20 protein-coding genes are annotated in these 23,566 nt (G+C 47.9%); 5 read left to right on the forward strand and 15 right to left on the reverse strand.

All coding sequences use genetic code 11. The annotated features are described in order from the left end of the window. Positions 1–30: 30 nt before the first annotated feature. The 3 genes from J2Z65_RS13565 to polA all read right to left on the reverse strand — a co-directional run bounded on the left by J2Z65_RS13565 (position 31) and on the right by polA (position 4,407). Positions 31–750 carry an MntP/YtaF family protein gene (locus J2Z65_RS13565; protein ID WP_167060810.1) on the reverse strand — a complete coding sequence of 240 codons (720 nt, stop codon included), beginning with the start codon at positions 748–750 and terminating at the stop codon, positions 31–33. 101 nt (positions 751–851) lie between these two features. After that, entirely contained in the window at positions 852–1,712 is an 861-nt protein-coding gene (gene mutM / locus J2Z65_RS13570) for a DNA-formamidopyrimidine glycosylase (protein WP_167060814.1), read from the reverse strand. Between the two features lie 31 nt (positions 1,713–1,743). Continuing rightward, positions 1,744–4,407 carry a DNA polymerase I gene (gene polA, locus J2Z65_RS13575; RefSeq protein WP_167060818.1) on the reverse strand — a complete coding sequence of 888 codons (2,664 nt, stop codon included), beginning with the start codon at positions 4,405–4,407 and terminating at the stop codon, positions 1,744–1,746. Between the two features lie 133 nt (positions 4,408–4,540). Between polA and J2Z65_RS13580 the strand changes: the two genes are divergently transcribed. Further along, positions 4,541–5,290 (forward strand): HAD family hydrolase, encoded by a 750-nt coding sequence (locus tag J2Z65_RS13580; protein WP_167060823.1) that lies wholly within the window; start codon positions 4,541–4,543, stop codon positions 5,288–5,290. A 10-nt stretch (positions 5,291–5,300) separates the two neighbouring features. On the opposite strand, the gene J2Z65_RS13585 is transcribed toward J2Z65_RS13580, so the two are convergent. After that, positions 5,301–7,043, reverse strand: coding sequence for a GGDEF domain-containing protein (locus J2Z65_RS13585; RefSeq protein WP_167060827.1), 1,743 nt, complete (start codon positions 7,041–7,043; stop codon positions 5,301–5,303). Between the two features lie 193 nt (positions 7,044–7,236). On the opposite strand from J2Z65_RS13585, the gene J2Z65_RS13590 reads away from it, so the two are divergent. Beyond that, positions 7,237–8,823, forward strand: coding sequence for an ATP-binding response regulator (locus tag J2Z65_RS13590; protein ID WP_167060832.1), 1,587 nt, complete (start codon positions 7,237–7,239; stop codon positions 8,821–8,823). Positions 8,824–8,932: 109 nt separating this feature from the next. Next, a complete protein-coding gene (locus J2Z65_RS13595; RefSeq protein ID WP_209855882.1) occupies positions 8,933–9,433 on the forward strand; it encodes a hypothetical protein in 501 nt (166 codons plus the stop codon). 54 nt (positions 9,434–9,487) lie between these two features. Here the strand turns inward: J2Z65_RS13595 and phoU are convergent, their stop codons facing one another. From phoU to J2Z65_RS13620, 5 genes are all read right to left on the reverse strand, one after another. After that, positions 9,488–10,147: a phosphate signaling complex protein PhoU gene (gene phoU / locus J2Z65_RS13600; protein ID WP_167060836.1), complete on the reverse strand. Its 660-nt coding sequence runs from the start codon at positions 10,145–10,147 to the stop codon at positions 9,488–9,490. 24 nt (positions 10,148–10,171) lie between these two features. Beyond that, positions 10,172–10,939: a phosphate ABC transporter ATP-binding protein PstB gene (gene pstB / locus J2Z65_RS13605; protein WP_167060841.1), complete on the reverse strand. Its 768-nt coding sequence runs from the start codon at positions 10,937–10,939 to the stop codon at positions 10,172–10,174. 2 nt (positions 10,940–10,941) lie between these two features. Beyond that, complete coding sequence (pstA, locus tag J2Z65_RS13610) at positions 10,942–11,799, reverse strand: phosphate ABC transporter permease PstA (RefSeq protein ID WP_167060844.1); 858 nt, start codon at positions 11,797–11,799, stop codon at positions 10,942–10,944. Further along, a complete protein-coding gene (gene pstC / locus J2Z65_RS13615; RefSeq protein ID WP_167060849.1) occupies positions 11,796–12,740 on the reverse strand; it encodes a phosphate ABC transporter permease subunit PstC in 945 nt (314 codons plus the stop codon). The genes pstA and pstC overlap by 4 nt, the downstream gene beginning before the upstream one ends. Before the next feature lie 179 nt (positions 12,741–12,919). Continuing rightward, the gene (locus tag J2Z65_RS13620; protein WP_167060852.1) at positions 12,920–13,840 is read right to left on the reverse strand and encodes a phosphate ABC transporter substrate-binding protein; all 921 of its coding nucleotides are present in this window, start codon (positions 13,838–13,840) and stop codon (positions 12,920–12,922) included. 289 nt (positions 13,841–14,129) lie between these two features. Here J2Z65_RS13620 and J2Z65_RS13625 point away from each other — a divergent pair, with 289 nt between their 5' ends. Next, positions 14,130–16,151 carry a methyl-accepting chemotaxis protein gene (locus J2Z65_RS13625; protein ID WP_167060855.1) on the forward strand — a complete coding sequence of 674 codons (2,022 nt, stop codon included), beginning with the start codon at positions 14,130–14,132 and terminating at the stop codon, positions 16,149–16,151. A gap of 308 nt (positions 16,152–16,459) precedes the next feature. Here the strand turns inward: J2Z65_RS13625 and J2Z65_RS13630 are convergent, their stop codons facing one another. The 3 genes from J2Z65_RS13630 to motA all read right to left on the reverse strand — a co-directional run bounded on the left by J2Z65_RS13630 (position 16,460) and on the right by motA (position 19,087). Next, a complete protein-coding gene (locus J2Z65_RS13630; RefSeq protein ID WP_167060859.1) occupies positions 16,460–17,299 on the reverse strand; it encodes an MBL fold metallo-hydrolase in 840 nt (279 codons plus the stop codon). Between the two features lie 190 nt (positions 17,300–17,489). Beyond that, positions 17,490–18,296 (reverse strand): flagellar motor protein MotB, encoded by an 807-nt coding sequence (motB, locus tag J2Z65_RS13635; RefSeq protein ID WP_167060864.1) that lies wholly within the window; start codon positions 18,294–18,296, stop codon positions 17,490–17,492. Beyond that, positions 18,293–19,087, reverse strand: a complete 795-nt coding sequence (motA, locus tag J2Z65_RS13640) for a flagellar motor stator protein MotA (RefSeq protein WP_167060868.1) — start codon at positions 19,085–19,087, stop codon at positions 18,293–18,295. The genes motB and motA overlap by 4 nt, the downstream gene beginning before the upstream one ends. A gap of 337 nt (positions 19,088–19,424) precedes the next feature. Between motA and J2Z65_RS13645 the strand changes: the two genes are divergently transcribed. Next, positions 19,425–20,288 carry an aldo/keto reductase gene (locus tag J2Z65_RS13645; RefSeq protein WP_167060871.1) on the forward strand — a complete coding sequence of 288 codons (864 nt, stop codon included), beginning with the start codon at positions 19,425–19,427 and terminating at the stop codon, positions 20,286–20,288. A 210-nt stretch (positions 20,289–20,498) separates the two neighbouring features. Here the strand turns inward: J2Z65_RS13645 and J2Z65_RS13650 are convergent, their stop codons facing one another. Genes J2Z65_RS13650 through J2Z65_RS13660 form a run of 3 tightly spaced genes read right to left on the reverse strand, consistent with a single transcriptional unit; the run spans position 20,499 to position 23,485 of the window. Beyond that, positions 20,499–21,245 (reverse strand): LutC/YkgG family protein, encoded by a 747-nt coding sequence (locus J2Z65_RS13650; protein ID WP_167060875.1) that lies wholly within the window; start codon positions 21,243–21,245, stop codon positions 20,499–20,501. Then, on the reverse strand, positions 21,238–22,755 hold the full coding sequence (locus J2Z65_RS13655) for a LutB/LldF family L-lactate oxidation iron-sulfur protein (protein WP_167060878.1): 1,518 nt from the start codon (positions 22,753–22,755) through the stop codon (positions 21,238–21,240). Before J2Z65_RS13655 ends, J2Z65_RS13650 begins: the two co-directional genes overlap by 8 nt. Beyond that, a complete protein-coding gene (locus J2Z65_RS13660; protein ID WP_167060881.1) occupies positions 22,742–23,485 on the reverse strand; it encodes a (Fe-S)-binding protein in 744 nt (247 codons plus the stop codon). The genes J2Z65_RS13655 and J2Z65_RS13660 overlap by 14 nt, the downstream gene beginning before the upstream one ends. Between the last annotated feature and the right edge of the window lie 81 nt (positions 23,486–23,566).

A 23,566-nucleotide genomic window follows, 5' to 3' on the forward strand; every position in this document is an offset into this window, starting at 1 on the left:
CAAATCTCTCCTAAGCGTATTCCTTTTTCACTATAACATTTTCAACAAACCCATAAGAATAAGTACACATCCCGGAAGGATGGACAGCTTCTTCATCCAGCTCATTTCCGCATAACGAAAACCGATGCGCAAGCCTAGCGCAATAAATGAACCGCTTGAAAGGGAAATGACAGAGGCTGTTAACAAAGGAACAAAACCGATTAAGGCGGCTCCAATACCTGCGCCAAATGCATCCAAAGAGAGCGCTAAGCCTAGCAAAGTAGCCTCAGAAGCTGAAATATTACCCGATTTATCCACATCGGCAATGGATGGCGTTCGCAGAATTTGAATAACCAGACCAAAACGCTTAAGTTCAATATTCAGAATTTCCTTCGTCCTTTGCAGCGTATCCAGCGTGACGGGTTCATTGCCGGAAGGAGGAACGCTGCTGAGAGAGACTTGATCTTCAGCGGATTTCGCTGCCTCTTGAGAGTCCTGTGACTTCTGTTGTCTTTGCTGCGCCAACGCCCAGATTCCGATACCGATTAAGATAAGAGCCCCAATGCGCTGAGCCACCAATGGACTCATGAAAGAAGACATCAAAACGCCAATTTGCATAGAACTATAAATAATGATACCAGACCAAAGGGATATAATACCAATGGAGACAAATGGGATGCGTATTTTGCGTAACCCATACATGACGCCAACGCCGAAACCATCTAATGACACTGCGAAAGCCAGAATGAGCAAAGAAACCACCGGAAGCATATTACCCCTCCTAAGAGTTTTACCTGAATAACAAGCTTATGATCAGCTGGTTATCTGGGCTAAGTACTCCATATCATATGGGAAGGGCAGGCTTCACGTGCCTATTTCTCAGACTTCTTTCGGATTCTCTTTCGCTTTAGCGGCTGACAGGTAGGACAAATGTGGGTTCCACGCCCGCCAACGACCGTTTTGTATATTTCGCTTCCGCATGTTTTGCAGGGTTGGGATTGCCGGCCGTAAATGTTCAACTGATGCTGGAACAAGCCGATTTCGCCTTGACCGTTGACATACGATTTGATCGAAGATCCTCCAACCTCAACGGAATCGCTGAGTGTCCGGATGATCGCCTCATGCAGCAGCATAAGCTCCTTCTTACTAAGCGAGGACGCCTCTCGTTCCGGGTGGATACCGGCTAAAAAAAGAGACTCGTCTACATAAATATTACCGATACCCACAATATATTCTTGATTCAGCAGAAGCGGTTTAATCTTCGTTTTCTTATGGGCGATCCGATCCCGAAATGCTTCAAAAGTGAAGCCTTCGTCCAACGGCTCTAAGCCCAGCTTATGCAGCGGCGCCTGCGTAAGCTCTTCCCCTCTTGGGAACAGATGCATCGTTCCGAATTGTCTCACATCTTTGTACCGCAGCTCGCTGCCATCGGTAAACCGAAACAGCACATGCGTGTGAGATTCCAACGGATCTTCACTGCTGTACAGACCATACCTGCCCTCCATCCGGAGATGAGAGACCATCACATAGTCCGTCAAAACAAAACGCAGAAACTTGCCTCTACGCTCAATGGTTTCAACCTGCTGCCCTTGCAGTAGAACCTCGAACATTTGAATATCGTCCGGCTTCTGAATAATGCGCGGGAGTCTGACCTGAACCTGCTCGATGGTTTTACCGGTAATCAGGTTGTTTAGTGTGCGTTTGACCGTCTCGACTTCGGGTAGCTCAGGCACTGTTGTTCACCTCTTTTGTAATTGGTTCGCCTTACTTGGCATCATACCAAGTAAGGCCAAAGTCCACGTCGGCGCTCAGCGGGACGTCCAGCTTCAAGGCGCCGGCCATGACCTCCGGCACCAGACGGCGCATGGTCTCGAGCTCCTCTTCCGGGACCTCGAAGACCAGCTCATCGTGTACTTGAAGCAGCATGCGGCTCTTCAAGCCTTCTTGCTTCAAGCGAGCTGCCATTTGTACCATGGCTAGCTTAATAATATCAGCCGCCGTTCCCTGAATCGGCGTGTTCATCGCAGTCCGCTCGGCAAAGGAGCGGAGATTGAAGTTCGAATGCGTAATCTCCGGCAAATACCGGCGGCGCTGCAGCAAAGTCGTGACGTAGCCTTTCTCACGAGCATCCTCCACAATAACGTCCATATATTTGCGTACGCCTTGAAAGACTGCAAAGTACTGTTCAATGAACCTCTCAGCCTCACCGCGTGTAATATCCAGATTCTGAGACAAACCATAACCGCTGATACCGTAAACAATACCGAAGTTAACGGCTTTCGCCTGGCGCCGCATATTCGAGTCGACGGCGCTCTCCTCTACGCCGAAGACGTCCATCGCCGTCTTCGTGTGGATGTCCATATTCTGAAGGAAGGCTTCCTTCAGCTTCTCATCCTGCGAGATGTGCGCAAGCACGCGCAGCTCGATTTGCGAGTAATCCGCTGCAAGAATGTACCATCCAGGCTCGGATGGCACGAATACCTTGCGGATCTTACGACCCTCCTCCAGACGAATCGGAATGTTCTGGAGGTTCGGGAACTGGCTGCTGAGCCGTCCTGTGGCGGCAATCGTCTGCCGGTAATAAGTATGCACCTTACCAGTCTCCGGCCGCACCTCTTTCAGCAGCCCCTCTACATACGTCGATTGCAGCTTCGCAAGCTGACGGTAGTGCAAGATCTGCCCGACGACTTCGTTGTAGGGCGCCAATCGTTCCAGCACCTCGGCATCCGTCGAGTAGCCGGTTTTGGTCTTCTTCCAAGCTGGCAGCCCCAGCTTCTCGAATAAAATCTCGCCAAGCTGCTTCGGCGAGTTGATGTTGAACTCTACGCCGGCGAGCGTGTAGATGCTGGTCATGATCGCATCCAGCTGCTTCACCAGATCAACGCCGAGCGCCTTAAGACCTTCGGCATCCACCGCGATGCCGCGAAGCTCCATCTCCGCCAGCACGCTGGCCAGCGGCTGCTCCAGCTCATAGAAGAGGCTGTGCATCTCGCCCTTCTCCAGTTCTTCCGCCAGCGCCGGCACGAGGCGTGCAGTGGCCATTGCTTTGCGGCCCAAGTGGTCGCTAAGCGCAGCAAGCTCCGGCAGGCGGAATTTCGCGCCCTTGCCGAACACATCCTCGTCCGCCTTGAGGCCCGGCAGGCTGTACTTCGCAGACAGGCCGCTCAAGCTAAGGTTTGACTCTGTCGGGTCAAGCAGGTAGGCAGCCAGCAACACGTCGAAATCCACACCTTTGAGTGCGATGCCTTGCCAAGCCAGAGCCAGAATGGAGCGGTGCAGGTCAAAAAGCTGCTTCTTCTTCGTGTCATCTGCCAGCCAAGCGCGCAGCGGCTCGCCCGCTTCCCCTTTTAACAACTCGAAAGGCACGTAATAGGATGTATTGATGTCCCCCTCGTGAGTAAACCAGATAACGCCGACATTGACGGCTTGATGCGGATTCTCGCCGACCGCTTCTACATGAATCGCTGCGCTGTCGCTTAATTTGTTAATCAGCTCTCCTATGTTCGCTTCGGTGACAACAACGGCATCCATGCTTTCAACAACTTGACCCGCAGCTTCCAAATCCACGGTGCCGAAATCCATTTTCTCCAGCAAAGATTTAAATTCCAGCTTGCGGAACATGCCCGCCAAAGCTTGTCCATCAAACCCGTCATAGCGGAACGTATCCCACTCGGTTTCCATCGGCACTTCACGGAAGATGGTCGCGAGTTCTTTACTCATGATCGCGTCTTTCGCATGCTCTTCGACCTTTTCTTTCATTTTGCCCTTCAGGCTGGCCGTATTCGCGAGCACTTCTTCAACGGTACCGAATTCATGCAGCATTTTGAGGGCAGTCTTCTCTCCAACACCGGGAATACCCGGAATGTTATCCGACGTATCGCCCATAAGTCCTTTGAGATCAATAATTTGCGCAGGCGTAAGACCGTATTTCTCTTTGATTTCGGCCGGATTATATAGCTCAACTTCCGTAATCCCTTTGCGTGTTATCGCAACTGTGACATGATCGGAAGCCAGCTGCAGCATATCCTTATCTCCGGAGACGAGCAGCACCTTTTCACCTTTGGCGTCCGCCGCCTTGGTCAGTGTCCCGATAATATCGTCAGCTTCGTAGCCTGACAGCTCGAACTGCGGAATTTTGAACGCTTTCAGCAGTTCTTTGATGAGCGGAAATTGTTCCGAGAGCTCAGACGGCGTTTTGGCCCGTCCGCCCTTATATTCGGTATATTCTTTATGTCGGAAAGTAATTTTCCCAGCATCAAAAGCAACAAGAAAATGCGTAGGCTTTTCTTCTTCTATTAACTTGAGCAGCATCGTTGTAAAACCATAAACGGCATTCGTGTGTAATCCACTAGAATTACTGAGAAGCGGTAAAGCATAGAAAGCTCTGTTCGCTATAGAGTTACCATCAATAATAATAAGCTTATCCATAAGTTCGCACCCCGATTTTAGACATACTTCCTTCATCATAGCATACGAAATTAAAATAAAAAAACGGTAGCGCACATAAACATATAAGGAATGCATGAATCGATGTTCCGGTCTTCAGAAGGAGGATCTCCGAATGAGCCCTTTTTTCTCACCAACACGCAAAAAGGTTATTTTTTTCGATATGAATAATACGATTCTGGATCGCAGACAATGCTTTGACTCGGCATTTCTGGAAGTCATGAATGACTATACGGCGAGGTGGGAGCCGGACGAAACGCTCTTCACTACCCAAGACGTTCTCCAGAGTTACAAAATGGAATGGAGCCGGCACCGCAAAGCGCCGATTCGGAGCCCCATATCGCCTGATGAGCTTAGGCATATTTGTTTACGCAAGGCGCTTTCCCCGCTGCCTGTGAATGTCAGCACGGCGTTTACCCGGGCTTTCTTTGAACAGGTCGAAGAACAGGAAGACCATTTTGTTGCGCTTTTCCCCGGGGTGGAGGACACGCTTGAGGCTTTATCTCAGAATTATAAGCTTGCTATTATTAGCAATGGAAACCGGAGAAGACTTCAACATAATTTGGACAAAATGAAGCTGACCCAGTGGATTACCCAGGATCGCTTATTTAGCTCGGAGAAGGACGGTCCGCGTAAACCGCACCCAGCTATTTTTGAGAGGGCTCTGAAGGCCATGAACACGGCTTCAAGCCAAAGTGTGATGGTGGGGAATTCGTGGCGCAATGATGTGGTAGGAGCCGCATCCAGCGGTTTAGACGCCATCTGGATACATCCAGGGAATATGAAGAAAATTTCCGAACGCCGTATCGGCAAACAGAAGGTCATTATCATCCGTTCGTTTAAACAATTGATCTACACCTTCTAAACGGCAAATGCTACCCTATATTTTGAAAATAATAAATGCTGCCTGGATATGCTTTTGCCTTCTTTTTGAGGACAGCCGCGGTATGTGAAATATGTTCAAGTGAAATGGGAGATTCACAGCTGCAAACGACTAGTGATAGCGACAATGTGACTCCCTCGCTTTTAACCTTGTTGCCGCTCCTGTCCCACACATACTCCCATTCCTCATCTTCGTAAAACATCTGCACGCCCTGCTCGAATCTGCGTATCATTTCCTGACACAGCAGCTCGGGAGCTGCCGTAGACGATATTGCGATAAAATCATCGCCTCCTACATGCCCCACAAAATCAAGCGGTGTCCCGCAAACCGAAATAGCCTGCTGCATAATGTCCGCGGTGTATTGAATCAATTGATCCCCTTTCTGAAAACCGAACCGGTCATTGAACCATTTAAAATAGTCCAGATCTGCGTAGACAACATGAAAAGGTTTACTTTCATTGATTCGTTTATTCAATTCCCTATTAATTTGCAAGTTCCCCGGCAAGCCTGTCAGTGGATTCGCCACTCGAGCCGACTCCATCCGTACATTGGTTATGCTCTCCAAAATTGACCGAATTGAAGCAATCCCTGCCATTTTCCCGACGCTTGTTATGATGACAAGATCATATAAATGATGAATTGAGCGCGATGTCGCCATCTGCGACACTTGTTCAACTAACAAAAACTCGTCCACGATTAGCGGTGAATCATCCATGACACTATCAATCGTCCGGTTCCAGAACAAAGAGTACGCGTACTGTCCAGCCAGTTGCTGAAACAAGCGCTCTCTCATCATAAGGCCGACAGGCTCTTCTCTACTAACGATGACGACGCCCACAGCTTCCTGATTTTTTTTGAAATAATCCGCTACTTCCGAAATCGGCACCTTTCTGTCGAACACTTTCACCGGTGTTTTTAGATCGCCAATACTCCAGGTCATATAGCCTCCTTGTGCTTTACGCTGCTGCCAGATTAACCTCTTCAAGCTGTCCTGAATCTTAGCATGAGTTGTCTGTGGCTTTCCAAGCAAAAACCCCTGCGCATAATGCACGCCGAGCCGGGCTAATTTGGTCAGTTCATCTTCCTGTTCAATGCCTTCGGCAATAAGGGAAATGTGCATTTTTTGCGCAAACGTTACAAAGGTTTCCAATATGTACTCTTTCACTTTGTTTTTATGAATATCCTGGATAAGGGAGCGGTCGATTTTAATAAAATCCGGTTGCAGCTCGGCGATAGCCTGCATAGAGGAATACCCTGCACCAGCGTCGTCGATCGCAATCCGGTAACCTTGTTTCCGGTAATGCGCTAGTATTTTTTGGGCTAAAGAGAAATCCTCGATAGAGGTTCTCTCCGTTATTTCAAATACGACGTTGCTTGGACGAAGCCCGTATTTTTGCAATATTTCCAATGTTTTACCAGGAATGAATCCAGGATCATACAACACATGAGAAGAAATATTTATAAAAAGCAGCTGCTGCGGATCTTCCAAAATGGAAGCCTGAATCGCTTTCTCACGCGCCAGCTGCTCAAGCTTGTACAACTCACCATGATTCTCTGCGAATTGAAACATAATCAGAGGAGAATGGAACCTGCTTTCTTTAGGTCCGCGAATTAACGCTTCATACCCCATCACCTGACCGTCTTGCAAGGAAACAATAGGTTGATAGACTGAGTGAATAGAACCTTTTTCTATGATATCGTAAAATTGACTTAGCTCTTCTGACTGACTGCTCATGTCCATCATCCCTTGTATCAATATAAGTATGTCTTCAGTCTATCAAACGAAATGACAACCTTTATTATCCATATGTAAAATGTATGTAAAGACTTAAAATAAAAAAGAGGGAATTCGATGTTCGCCACGAAAAAATAGAAGGACGATTGCTAGGTGCGTACAATTGCATGTACAAGCACGGAAAGGATTTGAAATGGAACAACAAGTCAAAATCTTGGCGGTAGATGACCGCTATGAGAACTTGCTGGCTCTGAATAGCATACTGGCCTCTTCCCACTATGATGTTATTTCACTGCAATCCGGTGAGGAGGTTCTTCGATATTTATTAAAGGAACCCGCCGACCATATTGCTGTTATTCTAATGGATGTTCAAATGCCAGGACTTAGCGGTTTTGAAACCGTCGAACTGATCAAGCAGCGCAAAGCTTGTCAGGATATTCCGATCATCTTCCTTACGGCCCTTAGTACATCGATTGAGCATGTGTTAAAGGGCTATCATGTAGGCTCCATTGACTATTTGTTCAAGCCCGTTCATCCCGAAATGCTGCGCATGAAAGTGGATGCTTTCGTCAATATGCACCTGGGACACCAGAAAATCAAATATCAAAGCGAACTCCTCCATAAGCGCACGCTGGATCTCGAGGAGACCAACCGCAAGCTGGCGGAAGCGGAGGAAAAATTAAAGCAGCAAAACACACTTTTAGAACAATGGGTCGAAGAGCGGACTTCTGAGCTGGTGGACGCTCATGAGAAACTGCTGAAATCACAGGACCATTTCAAGAAAATGTTCATGCTCTCCCCTTCTTTGATGGCTATCCGCCGTCTGCCTGATCTTTGCTATATTGAGATCAATGAGAGTTGGAAGCAATACACAGGATATGGTGACGAAATCATCGGGACAAGCATGGATCTTCTACGTCCGGAATCCGGGGAATCCGTCAGCTGCGGAGAGGTTGTTCATAACTGCAAGGTGAAATATGAAACCAAATCCAAAGAAGTTAGGACTGCACTGCTCTCCACGGAAATCATCGATATCGAAAATGAAAGCTGCTTGCTTCAGGTGGCTGTTGATATTACGGAAAGCTTGCGTTTTGAAACAGAGATGGCCCGTCTTGCCCAACTTAATCTGGTGGGGGAAATGGCCGCCGGCATCGCCCATGAGATTCGCAACCCGATGACGACGATACGCGGATTTTTACAATTGTTTCGTGAAAACGATCGCAATATGCAAAAAGAGTATATTCCGATCATGCTCGAAGAACTGGATCGGGCCAACGAAATTATTACCGAATATTTATCTCTGGCCAAAAATAAACAATCCCATCAGCAGCCGGATCAGATCAACCGGATCATTGAAATGCTGATCCCGCTCATCCAGGCGGAAGCTGTCATGTCAGGCAAGCACGTTCAATTCCAATTCGAGGATTGCCCAGTCATCCACCTTGACGATAAAGAGATGCGTCAGCTTATTTTAAATATGTGCATGAATGGGCTAGAAGCTATGACGATCGGCGGCACGCTGAACATTCAAACGTACTGTGAGAACGAACACGTTGTCTTGCTTATCTCGGACGAAGGGACAGGCATCGACGAGAAGCATTTGGAGAAGCTCGGACGCCCTTTCTTCACCACGAAGGATGAAGGTACAGGCCTCGGTTTAGCCATTTGCTACAGCATTGCAGCCAGACATCATGCCTCCATTGAAGTCCAATCCAGTCCGAAGGGGACAACTTTTTATATTCGCTTCCCCGTTCCTAAGGATGCCGCCGATTCTAAATAGGATCGGCTTTTTTTTCGTTGCGTTGCAGGCAAGCGGCTATTTATATCCCGCGCAATGCAGCTCCCGCGAGAACAGCGGTTACTTCTTGCCACAACGATGTTTTTCATCGTTGTGGAGAGGGGCGGGCATCGTTGCGCTGCTGCAACGATGTTTTTCATCGCTGTTCGCGGGGATTCCCGTGGGAACAGCGGTTACTTCATGCCACAACGATGTTTTTCATCGTTGTGGAGAGGGGCGGACATCGTTGCGCTGCTGCAACGATGTTTTTCATCGCTGTTCGCGGGGATTCCCGCGAGAACAGCGGTTACTTCTTGCCACAACGATGTTTTTCATCGTTGTGGGGAGGGGCGGGCATCGTTGCGCTGCTGCAACGATGTTTTTCATCGTTGTGGAGAGGGGCGGGCATCGTTGCACTGCTGCAACGATGTTTTTCATCGCTGTTCGCGGGGATTCCCGCGGGAACAGCGGTTACTTCTGGGCACAACGATGTTTTTCATCGTCGTGGAGAGGGGCGGGCATCGTTGCGCTGCTGCAACGATGTTTTTCATCGCTGTTCGCGGGGATTCCCGCGGGAACAGCGGCTAATATTAAAAAAGGGTGTCCAAAGTAGGAATTCTACTTTGGACACCCTTTCTTCAATCTCAATATCTAATTCATAACCATTTTACACGTTCAAATCCTTACGTTTCCCAGTCACCATATAAATGACGCCTTCACCGATATTTGTCGTGTGATCCGCTACACGCTCCAGGAAGTGGGCAACGAGCAGCAAATGCGTCAGCTGACGATTACGGTGATAATCGGAATTCATCATACCCATTAGCTCTGTCATCACGGTGCTGTACATCTTATCTACACGATCATCCTTCTCAGCCAGCGCCGCGGCCCGGTGTACATCGCGCTCCATGTAGGAAACGAGGCTTTCCTGCAGCATCTCGATGGCGATATCCGCCATCTGTGGAATCGTTTCAAGCGGCTTCACAAGCTCTTCTCCCGCGAAGCGGATCGTGATTTTGGCGATGTCCACCGCATGGTCGGCGATGCGCTCCAAATCCGTGGCGATTTTGAGTGCTGTGCCGATAATTCGCAAATCGCTTGCCATAGGCTGCTGCAGCGCAATGAGACGCAGCGACAGCTCATCGATTCTGGTTAAATAATCATCGATCTGATCGTCATTTTTAATTACTTGCTGTGCAGCCTTCTCATTGAGCGTTGCCAGGGAATCAACGGACTTAAGAATCAATTCCTTGACGTTTTCCCCCATCTCCAGTAATTCTGTTTGCAATAAAGTTAATGATTGGTGAAACCCGGGTCTTGCGTCCATGTACGTTGCCCCTTCCAGTAGTAGTTAGCCGAATCTTCCCGTAATGTAATCTTCAGTACGCTGATCGTTCGGATTCGTAAAGATTTTATCTGTTTTGTCGGTTTCGACTAAGTACCCGTTTAAGAAAAAGGATGTCATATCGGAAATCCTGGCTGCCTGCTGCATGTTGTGAGTTACGATAATAATCGTGTATTTATCTTTAAGAGTCTGAGTCAATTCTTCAACCTTCAGTGTTGAAATCGGGTCTAATGCAGAAGTAGGTTCATCCATCAGCAATACATCCGGTTCAACCGCAAGTAAACGGGCGATACATAACCGCTGCTGCTGTCCGCCCGACAAACCTAGCGCGGATTTGTTCAAGCGATCCTTCACTTCATCCCACAGCGCGGCTTGTACAAGGCTGCGTTCCACGATTTCATCGAGCAAGGCTTTCTTCTTGATACCGTGAATACGCGGGCCGTAAGCAATATTGTCATAGATGCTCATTGGAAATGGATTTGGGCGTTGAAACACCATGCCCACTCTTTTACGCAAAGAAACAACATCAGAATCAGAACCGTAAATATTATGGCCGTCTACAGCTACATTTCCCGTAATTCGAACGCCGTCTATTAAATCATTCATGCGGTTCAAAGTACGCAAGAACGTTGATTTTCCGCAGCCTGAAGGTCCAATCAACGCTGCGATGCTTCCTTTTTCAATCGTCAAGTCGATATCGTGAAGTGCGTGATTTTCTCCGTAAAATAAGTTCAATTTATCTGCTTTGATCTTTGTCATGGTCGCGATCGCCATCGTTATTTCCCCCCGGAAAGTCTTTTTTGTAAGATTCGGCTTGGTATGCTGACTAGAAGGTTAAAGATAAGTACGACGATCAAGAGCAGCGCGGCACTTCCCTTGGCAATATCCTTGGCATCCGGAACGAGCGCTTCAGCACCTACATACCAGAGATGAACGGATAATGTCTCTCCCATGTTCATTGGGTTGAAATCCGGGAAGAATCGGGAAACCGATAAGCCTGCTGTGTAAATAAGAATAGCGGATTCACCCAATGCACGTCCTGCAATCAGCGTGATCCCCGTAATCAAGCTAGGCAGCGCCGCAGGAATCAGAACTTTGCGGATCGCCTGCCACTTCGTTGAACCAAGCGCTAAGCTTGCTTCCCAATAAGAATCCGGAACCGTACGAATCGATTCTTCCGTTACCCTCACCATTACCGGCAAATTCAGCAGGGCTACCGTCGCCGCGCCGCCGAGAATGGAGAACTTCAACCCAAGCAAATTGGCAAAAAGCAAGAATCCAAATAAACCAAAAACGATGGAAGGTACAGATGACAAAGCCTCAACAGAAATACGGACAAGGTCCGTAAACCAATTCTTTTGCGCGTAAATAGCTAAGTATATGCCTGAAAATAAACCAATTGGAATGGAGATCAATAAAGACAAGATCAAGACATAGAAAGAGTTGAATAACTGTGGTCCTACACCACCGCCAGCTTTGATCTCCTCCGGTTTACCGAAGATGAAATGCCAGGACAAATGTGGAATCCCATCCCCCAAAATACGGATGAGAAACCAAGCCAAGATACCGATAATCACAATACCCGATGCCCAGAAATAAACCGTAGCAAGACGATCCGTCGTTTTACTTGTCATTTCACTTCACTCCTTTTTGCAACGATACGAATAATGATGATTAAGGATAAGGAGATCACAAGTAAAAGCAGCGCCATCAAATACAAGGCATTGTTCCAAGTTGATCCGTAGCTTGTATTTCCCATGTCCTTCACGATAGCCGTTGTTAATACCGTTGTGGAATCCAGCAAGGATTTCGGCATTTGCGGCGAGTTCCCGATAACCATAAACACAGCCATGGTTTCACCAATCGCGCGGCCCATACCTAGAATAATCGCCGTTAAAATACCCGGCCTAGCTGCCGGCAGCAATACCCGCCACATCGTTTGCCAGCGTGTAGCTCCGAGTGCCAGAGAGGCTTCTTCCAGCCGGCTCGGAAGAGCGCGGATAGCATCCTCCGAAATGGAGAGAATAGTCGGTAGAATCATAATCGCTAGTATGATAGAGGCAGGCAGAATGCCGTAAGCGACATCGCCGGTTAATTTACCTAAGGCTGGAACAATGACCGTCATCCCGATCAGACCGTAAACGACCGAAGGAATCCCTACGAACAAGTCAGTGGCAGGACGCATGATTTCGCGCATCCATTTGGGTGCAATTTTGGCCATGAACAACGCCCCGGACAATGCTAGCGGTACAGAGAAAACTACCGAAACGAGCGTCATAAGCAGAGTGCTGTATAGAAAAGGAAACGCTCCGAATTTATTTGAGCCTGGCGTCCAGTCCGTTGAGAAGAAAAACTCCAAAGGACTTACTCCCTGAAAAGTTTTTAACCCTTGCATACCGACGAATACAATGATGGAGAAAATAATTGCTGAAACAAGAGCAGCACTACCGACAAACACCCATCTCATGATGCTGTCTTGTCTATGTTGTCCTTGGGTCCATTTAGAAACAATTGGACGACTTTTGTTGTCTGTGTCTGAGCTCGCACTTGATAGTTTGTCTGCTACGGAATTCACTGGGTTAATCCCCCTTTATTTAATACCACATGCCCTAACATGCATACATTTATGATAGGACATGAATGTCATTGGATCGTTAATGAATTGTAAAGGGAATGTAAAAGTTTATCGGAATGTGACTCAAATCAGCACAAAGAGCGCCCGCATGTTGCGGACGCTCTCGATGGATGAACCCATTATTTTTTAAGCAGATCAGCAGGCAAGAATTTCAGGTCACGAACTTGTTTACCTTGGAATTCTTTGCTGGAGATATACTCGATGAAAGCTTTAGCTGGATCTTTCGCTTCACCTTTTGTGTACATGTGCTCAACACCGTACAATTTGTAAGAACCGTTTTTGATGTTTTCTTCGGAGAACGCCACACCGTCAATTTTCAAAGCTTTTACTGTATCATCGATGTAAGGAGTATCTACATAACCAATGGAGCTGGATTGACCAACTACAGCCGTTTTCATAGCACCACTGTTTTCTTGCGTGATTCCGTCTTTTGTGAAATCTTTGCCATCAAGAATGATGTTTTTCACAAGTGTACGGGAACCGGAGCTGTCTGGACGGTGTACAAGCACGATTTTTGCATCGTTACCGCCAACTTCTTTCCAGTTTGTGATTTTACCCATGTAAATATCAGCTGCTTGTTGTTTCGTTACATTATCAACTTTTACATCTTTATTTACGATAAATGCGAATGGAGCAATTGCAACTTGGTGGTCAACAAGACCTTTATCTTTAAATTCAGCGGCTGGCTCAACGTCGGAGTTACCGATATCGGAAGTGCCATCAGCTACGTTTTTAATTCCTGTGCCTGAACCGCCTGCTGTAACGTTGATCGTTACTTTCGGGTTCTTTTCCATAAACTCTGTTGCTGCTTGCTTAACTAATGGAAGAAGTGCGCTTGAACCGGAAGCTGTGATTGTACCAGTAAGTTCTGTCTTAGGCGTATCGGAAGGCTTTGCCGACGCAGTTGCAGCTGTGCTTGCAGCAGGTGTTGGAGAAGCGCTATTTGTTTCTGTTTTAGCTCCGCATCCAACCAATGACCCCATCATTAATACCGCGGAAAGTGTAAATGTAATCCCTTTTTTCGACATGAACTTGAACATAGTCAGCATGTCCTCCTTTTATTTTATGTTGCTGATCTGGTTAGTTTCGATTTCCTTGTTTGTCCCTCGCAACTAACTTACAAATACATCGTAACAATCGAATGTAAATTCCAAACCCAAGAAACGTAAACGTAATGTAAAACTTTTTTTATAGGCCTTTTGGTAGATGTGTATGGTTAATTTTACATGTTATTTACACAATTCGACGCTTTAGTTAATAGAAGCATCCTATATTAATAAGTAGAAACAAGAAAAAAATCAGATCTTGTCTATTTATGGAGGGATGAGTGTGAGTAGGTTATTCGTTTTCAATATGACCATGCGTTCCAAATTAATCGTTAGCTTCAGTGGAGTGCTGCTAATTTTTCTAGCTGTTGCCTTTTTCAATCTCCACCAGGTCAGTCAAATCAAACAACATCTAAACGATCAAAATGACAAGGTCGCGCTCAAAGTAATGGCACTTGAATTTAAGGAAATGGTTCAAGACATGAACATCATTGCGTCAGGGCTCGAGATCTCGAAGAAACCCGAATACATATTTAAATACAATGCAAAGCGTCAACCTTTTAACGATTATGTTAAAAAAATAGGCGATACCGCCGCTACACCCGATCAGCAAAAGTGGCGCAGCCAATTGATACAAGCCTCCGTAGACTACATAAATAATTTTGATTCTGCTGCAAAAATGATTCAGGTCAATAACGGAACGAGCACAAAAGATTTAGAAATAAATCTGATGTATTTATATAATGAATCGCAAGATCTGAAAACGACCATCTTCGATCTCGTCGATAAGTTTTATGTAACCTACACCGAGTCTGCGGATCAGGCGATCCTTTCCTCCACGAAAGCCCTGGACAGTACTAGTCTGGTTATGATGTACGCATCCGTTCTCGTGCTTGTCATTACCGTCTTGATCGCTTTCTTCCTTATCCGCTCTTTCGTCCGTCCGATTCAGAGACTGCAAAAGGCTGTTTCTCTAATCGCCGCCGGGGATTTAACCCAAACCATTAATGCAACCTCTAAGGATGAGCTCGGTCAGCTCAGTCAAAGCTTCGATCATATGATCCTGCAGGTTCGGCTTATGCTTCATACTACGAAGCAGATCGCTTCTTCCTTAAGTGAACACTCGCATGAATTTCATCGATTCTCTCAGCTCACGGCGACCGCCAACACGGATATCCTGAAAGCGATCAATGAAATTTCGAATGGCGCAGATGAGCAAGCCATGAAAACCGAGTCCAGCTCCCTCATCATCGCAGAGCTTGAAGCAGAAATTCGCGACATTACCGCCTACACGCACGAAATGATTCGCGCAAGTGATGAGGCCGCAGCAGGCACACTGCAAGGGACAGGTTTTGTCAGGGCGTTAAAAGCCTCGTCCGAACAGTCTCAGGCTGTGCTGCACAAAGTGGATGCAGCTATGCAGACTCTAGCCGCCAGCTCGAATCAGATTGGCGCCATCACACGTTCGATCACGGAGATATCGACGCAAACGAACGTACTGGCCTTGAATGCCGCGATTGAAGCGGCAAGGGCCGGCGTGCACGGCCGCGGCTTCTCCGTGATCGCGGATGAGGTTCGTCAGCTGTCGCAGCAAACGAACGACTCGTCCAAGACGATCAGCGGCATTACGCAGGCGCTGCAAAAGCAAATCCAAGAGCTGCAAAGCTCGCTGTTGGAGGCAAGGGATTCTGCGAATACACAGAATCATCGTGTAACGGACACGCTCAGCTCCTTCGAGAGCATCGAACACTCTATGAATGGCATCAAGGAACAGATCGAGCACATTCATCTAAAAATCGAACAAGCGCGCTCCAAGAACGATACACTTGTTAATTCTGTTCAGTTCGTAGCGGCGATTGCCCAGGAAACAGCCGCCGGCGTTGAAGAGGTCAACTCAACATCCACTGAGCAGGATGCCTCCATCCGCCGCATTGCCGAAGAATCGGATGACATTCTTGCCTTAGCTGAGCAGTTATTTGCGGAGATCAGCAAATTTCAGATCGGTGATACAAGCGTAAATTCTCGTGAATCTGCTGCTATTGCTGCTGATTCAATTGCAGAAAGTGCTGTTGGTGATAGCAGCGATAATCATGATATTTCTCGCGGCGGTGTTGATAGGGCTGTCGGGGCTGTCCGTGCTGCCGGAGGTGCTGGTGCTGATGCAGCTGTAAGTGGCGGACGAATCTGGAATGAGCATACAGAGGAAGAACTTGCTGAGAATATGCAGGATGAAGCAGCTGACTCCAATACAAAAACTACTCCTCAAGAAACGAAGGAGAAAAAAGAGCCTGTCATTATAGGGTAATCGAAAAAGGACCTAATGGATTTCCCTTAGGTCCTTTTTCGTGCTCTGTACCCCGATGGCGGAACTAAAAGGCTCTATTTTGGCAAAATTGACTGATTTCTGTTTCGAGTGGGAACCCTGGTCCTCTATTTGGCATTTCTATGTTGATTTCGCGGGAATAGCGCCCTGTAGTTCCCTCCCTCTGTTGCTCATTGCGACTGCTAGTTCGCTTGCTGTGCCTCTGCCGCTGCCGGATCACTGCTCGTCCCCAGCTCATTGGCGTACCGTTGCTGAATCACTACTGTGTCGCCCCACGCAGACCAGCATCTTTAATGCACAAATCGGCCCTCCTCCGGCTGCGCAACCTTTTCGAAATTATCAACCAAATACGCCAATTGACTCGTCAATTCTTCCCCGCGCATCGGAGTTCCATGACCGGTAACAGCTAAGCTGGGACGAAGATCGTTCAGCTTTTTTACAGATTCCGCTGCCGCTTCCCATTCCGTCGTAGAATACTTCGGAGGTCCGCTGATTTCCTGCGTTTGAAGGATCACGCGGTAGAGTGATTCCTGCTTCACTGTAACAAAAGCATCACCGACAATCAGTGAGCGGTCTTTTTCACGAAAAAGGGAAATATGCCCTGGTGTATGTCCCGGCGTGTGAAGCCACTTCCATTCAGGCAGTCCTGGGACGGATCCGTCAGCAGGCAGCATCTTCACATGATTCGCAATGTTGATGCCATGATTCGGAAATAGCGGAGAAAGTTCACTAATAAGGCCGCCGTTTACCGTTGCATCCCCTTCGGGATAATTGGCTTTTCCCGTAAGATACGGGATTTCCAATTCATGTGCATACACAGGCACTTGCCAATGCTCCAACAGTTCCTCAATCGCACCAACGTGATCAAAATGCCCATGGGTCAAAATAATCCCCTCCGGCTTCGTCTGTGCGCCAAAATGATCTTCCGCCAGCCGAATAATATTGTCCGCGGAATGCGGCATACCGGCGTCAACGAGAAACCAAGTCTTCGTCTTACTAGTTGGATTGCCAATCAAACATATATTGACGAATTGAATGCAATAGCAATAAATGTCAATGTTCACTTCTTTGCCTTCGCCGCTCGAAACGGTCGTTAACGGGATAAATGTATGCTCATAGGTAGAATCCAAGCGCTATGCTCCTTTTCAGGTTGATTGCTTTTATCTTCCCCTCTACCCCTTCGGATTATTGGCTGTGTTGGATACGCGCACGTTAGCCTCACAGATAAGCCTGCTCTACAGCATTATGATAGTCCATGGTCCATACACCAATAATAAAGGCCAAGAACCCTCGGGCCTTGACCTTTTCTCCCGTATGAACTTATTTTGCAATCTCATCGGTCGCTTTAATGTTGCGTAAGATGCTTACTTCAACCCGGCGGTTTTTGGCCCTGCCGTCTGTCGTATCATTCGATGCAATCGGCCGGTACTCCCCGTATCCGACTGACGAGTAAGAGGACGGGTCGATTTTACCGTTATTCAGCAGGATTTTCATGAAATTGACGGCTCGCTTGGCGCTTAAATCCCAGTTAGTCTCAAAATCAGTCCGGTGTATCGGGATATTATCCGTATGTCCTCCCACCTCAACCTGGTACCCCGGGTAGTTCGACAGCATGCCGGCCATAGAAACAGCCAGCTTTTGTGAGTCTTGCTTAATCGTCGCCGAGCCGGAATCAAACAGCGCGCGATCACTGATCGTAATCGTTAATTTCTCGTTATCCAGCTTGGTTGTTAATTGCTCATTCAATTGATTTTCTTTGATGAAAGCATCCATGCTTTTCTTCAATTCTTCCAGATCCTTTTCTTCCTTTTGCAGCTTGGCGGCTAGTTGGCTATCCGTTTTACTCTGGTCTTTTGCTTCTGGATTCTGGTTCTTGTTATTGTTCTTGGTGGAGTTCGCCGCATCTTCAATGGGGATCAAATTGGACACCGCGAAGGGTGCTTCCCCGCCCGTGAACGCATTGTTCAAGGAGCGCATAATCGAATCGTATTTTTTCGAATCCAACTGACTGGACGCAAACAGAATGATAAAAAGAGCTAGCAGCAAAGTAAGCAAATCCGCATAGGGAATGAGCCAGGATTCATCAACGTGTTCTTCATGGTCCTCATGCCTCTTCTTTTTACTCACTGAGGAGCGGCCCCTTTCTCTTCTTCGTCATAGGCCGCGCGATCGCTGTTGGCCACGAAGATCATCATTTTTTGCTTCACAGAGTTTGCAGAGACGCCGGATTGAATAGACAACAAGCCTTCAACCACCATGAGTTTAATCTCAACTTCCTTCTTGGACTTCTGCTTCAGCTTGTTAGCAAAGGGGTGAAAAATAACATAACCCAGAAAAATTCCGAACATTGTAGCAACGAAGGCAGCCGAAATCAGATGCCCCAATTTCTCTACTTCACTCAAATTACCTAGGGCGGCAATCAAACCTACAACGGCGCCAAGCACACCGAGTGTCGGTGCATATGTACCGGCTTGCGTGAAAATACCCGCATATTTCTTATGTCTCGCTTCCATTTCGGCAATATCTTCAAGCAGGACGTCGCGCACGAAATCAGGATCATTTCCGTCAATAATGAGACGCATTCCGCTTTTCATAAAAGGGTCCGATAACTCTTCGGCTTGTTTTTCAAGAGAAAGCAAGCCTTCGCGCCGTGTGATAGATACCCATTCGATAAACGTATTGATCAGTTCCTTTTTAGGCATTAATTTCTGTTCGGTAAAAATAATTTTTAATAAGGTCGGAATCTTCTTTATTTCTTCTAATGAAAAAGCAATAAATAGGGCTGATGCGGTTCCACCGAAAATAATGAGCGCAGCTGCAGGATTTAATAGCGCTACCAAACTTGCCCCTTTCAATACCATACCCACACCAATCGATATAAGCGCTAAAACAATTCCAATTAGTGATGATTTCTCCATAATCAAGGCACCCCTTTTCTCTAATAAATGAAGCCAAGTATGACACTCACCATAATTCGACAAAAAAAACCTTCTATGTACATAATGATAGGTTTTTATGTTATAAATTACAATCTTTTTCACCGGAAAAATAGGTCTATAGTCATGTATTTTTTGTGAATGATAAGAAATGATGACGAAATATGGCGTCCCCCTCTTTCCTAATTTATACTTAAGGAGAAACAATTCCTGCTAAAATCGATATCAGTATTTTAGAGTGACGATGGTATGATCTGGCAGCCTTTTAGGAAACGCTAGAAATGAAGTAAGCAGTCTTCATACATAAGGAGCGATGAACATGGAGAAACGTATGTTTGGCCGGACCGGGCAGCAATTTCCTCTGCTTAGCTTTGGCGCACAGCGAATCGTAGACGAGCACAACTGCACGGAAGAAGAAGCAATTGCGATCGTAAATCGCGCGATTGACGAAGGGATTACATATTTTGATACGGCGCCGAGCTATTCAAAAGGCCAGTCGGAAGAAAGGCTCGGCAAAGCGTTAACGCTGCACGGCCGCAGGAAGGATGTCTGGATTGCGACTAAAACGAATGACCGTACGAGAGACGGTTCATTGAAGCTTCTGGAAGAGAGCCTGAAACGGCTGCAAACGGATCATGTGGAAGAATGGCGCCTGCACAACATTATGACGATGGAAGAGCTGGATAAATGCTTTGCCAAAGGCGGTGCTCTAGAAGCGCTGATTGAAGCCAAAGAACAAGGCATGATCAAGCATATCTCCATTAGCGGACACACGAATCCTCGTGTTCAATTGGAAGCCATCGACCGGTACCCGTTTGACAGCGCGCTCGTTGCGCTCTCGGCTGCTGACCACCTCGTGTACAGCTTCGCGCATGAGTTTCTGCCCAAGGCTAATGAGAAAGGCATCGCCGTTATCGGCATGAAAGTGATGGCGCTTGGCAAACTTGCCCCCTGGTACGAGAAGGCGCTTCAATACACGTTCTCCCTGCCGATCTCTACATCGATTGTGGGCATGGAATCGATGGAGCAGCTCGAAAAGAATTTATCCATCGCCAAGAGCTTTAAACCCATGACTGAGCTGGAACAGCTGGCTTTCCTAAAGGAGATTATGCATCTGGCTAATCCAGATGTTCTGCGATGGAAGTCGACCGACTGGGTGTCGGGAGAATGGTACGTTCGTTAACAAATAAAAAAACATGAAAAAGGAGCTAAGCGGCTTGAATGCGCTTAGCTCCTTGGCTTTTGGCGTCAATAGCTACGAAAGCCCCCGATCTCCAGACTTACTTGGGTGCGATGGGAACTACAGGCCGCTATTTATGCCAACTAGGCTGATTTCAGGAAAATAGAGGATCATAATTCCCTTTCATAAGCGAACATGTCCATTATTCGTAAGTTATTCAATAATCAATGCATAAACGATACCGGGACCATGCACGCCAATGGTCAAATCGTTCTCGATATCCGCCGACCGGCTCGGACCGGAGATGAAATGGATGCCTGCCGGCCGCTCACCTAAGGCAAGCTCGTCGAAAGGCCGCAGAACCTCGCCCAGCTTCGTCCGGAGACGCTCCACGGGGATAATCGCGATGAACGTCGTCGGCAGCAAGCTGACGCTCCGCCCTCTCGTTGCATCTGAAGTGACCACCAGCGAGCCGGTGTAAGCCACGGCATGCTCGACAGCCACGATGCCAATATCTGCGCCGGCCGCTTTCGCGACTAGCTCGTCCTTGGCCTTAGGGGATGCCCCCTCCGCGTTCCACACCGTGATGTTTGTGTCTGTCTGAGCAGCCAAGCTCGAACGCAGCGTCTCCAGCTCCGCCTGATCCTGCATGATCAGGTGTTTTGCCTGCGTTTTTACGATAAAATCAGCAATAAAAGCTTCCGCTTCCGCCATGCCTGACAGGCGCTTGGTGTGTCCGCCCGCTTTCTGCCAGTTCGTCATGAACAGCTGAATACGCTCCTCTAGCGGGAGGTCAACTCCCTCCCAAAATTCAGGAGCACCCTTCATCGGGTGCGCTGGGGCAGTCTGCAGTGGCTTCGCTCTGCCTAGGCGTGTCGAAATATTTGCGAAGAAAGCCTCTTGCTTCTTCAGGGCTTCCTCATGCAGTTGCTTAAGAAATGCGGCATCTGATTTAGCCATGATGATGTCCTCCCCCGCCGTTATTGCGATCCGCCACGAGCTTCTCCATGCGCGCTTTCATAACAGCGTCAAGCTCAGGGAAGGTACCCTCTAGCTCCTGTTCGATGTCTTTCCACGATTCACGGAACGTCTTCTTCGCCATGCTCGGCGCGTAACGATACGAATTCCAGCCTTTGAGAGGCCCGATCCGCGCTTTAATATGACCGTCTCGAACGAGCAGCTTCTGCCCGACGCGACCAAGCTTAATAAGCGCCTTCACACGCTTCGCATCCGACATAAGGAAATTAAAGCCCTTCATGCCCATTTTCTCGGCAAAATCCGTCGATCCGCGCTCTACTTTGCGTTGGCGAAGGTATACAAGCATATCATGCAGCGGAATTTTCACCGGGCACGCCTCATAGCAAGCCCCGCAGAGGCTGGAGGCGTTCGCGATGTCGTCCCACTGGTCGACATTTTTGTTCAAAGCCGGCGTCAACACGGCGCCAATCGGTCCGCTATACACGCCTCCGTAGGCATGACCGCCAATATGGCGGTACACCGGACAGGCGTTCAAGCAAGCACCGCAGCGAATGCAATTCAGCAATTCCTGGAACTCTGGATCGCCGAGCTGCAGGGAGCGCCCGTTATCGAGGATGATGATGTGCATCTCCTCAGGGCCGTCGCCGTCCTGTTTGCGCTGCGGACCGGAAATGACGGACATGTACACGGTCAGCTTCTGTCCGGTAGCGGAACGAGGCAGCAATGTCGCCATGACTTCGAGATCATCCAATGTAGGAATAATACGTTCCATCCCCATATACGTAATCTGTGTCTTAGGGATGGTGCTTACCATCCGCGCATTTCCTTCATTTTCAAAAAGCACCATTGAGCCTGTTTCAGCTATGGCAAAATTACAGCCCGTCATCCCAATGTCGGCTTCAAGGAATTTCTCGCGCAGCTTCCTGCGCACATACCCGGCCAAAATCCCGGTATCCGGCTCTAATTTTTCCCCTGCGTCCTCGGAGAGAAGATCTGCGATCTGATACCGGTTTTTGTGAATCGCCGGAATAATGATATGCGAAGGCGTTTCGCCGGCAAGTTGAATGATATATTCACCGAGATCCGTCTCAATTGCCTCGACTCCGATTTGCTCCAGCGCATGGTTAATATGCAGTTCCTCGGACACCATCGACTTGGACTTCACGACGCTCTTCGCTTTTTTGTGCTCGGCAATCTGCATCGTCAAGCGGACAGCATCAGCCGCATCAGCTGCGAAATGAACGTGCACCCCTTGCGCCCTTGCATTTTCAACAAATTTGCCAAGATAATAGTCGAGGTGCGCAATCGTATGCAGCCGAATTTCTCGTCCGCGTTCACGCCACTCTTCCCAATTGCCATGCTCGGCGGTCGCAGCCAGCTTCCCGTTCTTCAGGCGCTCCGTTGTGAATTTCACCGCATTGCGCAGGAAGTCGTTGTTCAGCGCGATCTTGGATCGATCCTTCACCGTACCGCTTGGTTTATGCTCGCTCATGGGCAAGTTTCACTCCCTCAGCCAATAATTCCGCCAGATGCATCACCTTCACAGGTTTCCCACGGTAGGACAAATTACCGGCAATATTCATTAAACAGCCCATGTCAAGTCCAACGAGCACTTCGGCTTCCGTCTCGAGCACGTGGTCGGATTTCTCCGAAACCATCGCACCGGAAATATCGCACATTTTCACCGCAAAAGTACCGCCAAACCCGCAGCAATCCTCTGCATGAGGAAGCGGCAGCAGTTCCATGCCCCGAACATTTTGCATCAGCTGCATCGGTTCAGCTTTAACGCCCAAAAGCCTGCTGCCGTGGCAGGAAGGATGGTAAGTCACTTTGTGCGGGAATACAGCTCCCACATCTGTGACCCCTAACACTTGTACGAGGAACTGTGTGAATTCATAGGTCTTCTCTACGAGACGATTGGCTCGAGCTAAATTAGTAGGATCATTTTCAAAGAGCTTCGGATAATAATGATGAATCATACTTGTACAGGAACCCGAAGGCGAAATGACAAAATCGCTGTCTTCAAAAGCTTCCAGCAGAGTCAAAGCGGAGCCCCGTGCCTCATCCCAATAACCGCTATTAAAGGCGGGCTGGCCGCAGCACGTTTGTTTCGCCGGGAAGTCCAGCTTGACTCCGTATTTTGCAAGTAAATGAACGATAGACTCGCCAACCTTGGGATATACCAGATCGCTGAGGCACGTAATGAACATCGATACTTTCATGTTGCAGCTAACTCCCTTCCTGAATCGTTCCCTCCACAGAGGCATTTGGCTATATAAAAAACCATCCTCAGTACGAGAGAA

The organism is Paenibacillus aceris, assembly GCF_017874035.1.
GTDB lineage: Bacteria > Bacillota > Bacilli > Paenibacillales > NBRC-103111 > Paenibacillus_E > Paenibacillus_E aceris.

What these genes read in the sequence shown, in the direction of transcription:
- phoU (WP_167060836.1), bottom strand. Translation starts at nt 10,147, where the DNA reads ATGGACGCAAGACCCGGGTTTCACCAATCATTAACTTTATTGCAAACA.
- pstB (WP_167060841.1), bottom strand. Translation starts at nt 10,939, where the DNA reads ATGGCGATCGCGACCATGACAAAGATCAAAGCAGATAAATTGAACTTA.
- J2Z65_RS13565 (WP_167060810.1), bottom strand. Translation starts at nt 750, where the DNA reads ATGCTTCCGGTGGTTTCTTTGCTCATTCTGGCTTTCGCAGTGTCATTA.
- J2Z65_RS13645 (WP_167060871.1), top strand. Translation starts at nt 19,425, where the DNA reads ATGGAGAAACGTATGTTTGGCCGGACCGGGCAGCAATTTCCTCTGCTT.
- polA (WP_167060818.1), bottom strand. Translation starts at nt 4,407, where the DNA reads ATGGATAAGCTTATTATTATTGATGGTAACTCTATAGCGAACAGAGCT.
- J2Z65_RS13585 (WP_167060827.1), bottom strand. Translation starts at nt 7,043, where the DNA reads ATGAGCAGTCAGTCAGAAGAGCTAAGTCAATTTTACGATATCATAGAA.
- J2Z65_RS13655 (WP_167060878.1), bottom strand. Translation starts at nt 22,755, where the DNA reads ATGAGCGAGCATAAACCAAGCGGTACGGTGAAGGATCGATCCAAGATC.
- J2Z65_RS13650 (WP_167060875.1), bottom strand. Translation starts at nt 21,245, where the DNA reads ATGGCTAAATCAGATGCCGCATTTCTTAAGCAACTGCATGAGGAAGCC.
- J2Z65_RS13590 (WP_167060832.1), top strand. Translation starts at nt 7,237, where the DNA reads ATGGAACAACAAGTCAAAATCTTGGCGGTAGATGACCGCTATGAGAAC.
- J2Z65_RS13620 (WP_167060852.1), bottom strand. Translation starts at nt 13,840, where the DNA reads ATGTTCAAGTTCATGTCGAAAAAAGGGATTACATTTACACTTTCCGCG.
- J2Z65_RS13580 (WP_167060823.1), top strand. Translation starts at nt 4,541, where the DNA reads ATGAGCCCTTTTTTCTCACCAACACGCAAAAAGGTTATTTTTTTCGAT.
- J2Z65_RS13660 (WP_167060881.1), bottom strand. Translation starts at nt 23,485, where the DNA reads ATGAAAGTATCGATGTTCATTACGTGCCTCAGCGATCTGGTATATCCC.
- motA (WP_167060868.1), bottom strand. Translation starts at nt 19,087, where the DNA reads ATGGAGAAATCATCACTAATTGGAATTGTTTTAGCGCTTATATCGATT.
- pstA (WP_167060844.1), bottom strand. Translation starts at nt 11,799, where the DNA reads ATGACAAGTAAAACGACGGATCGTCTTGCTACGGTTTATTTCTGGGCA.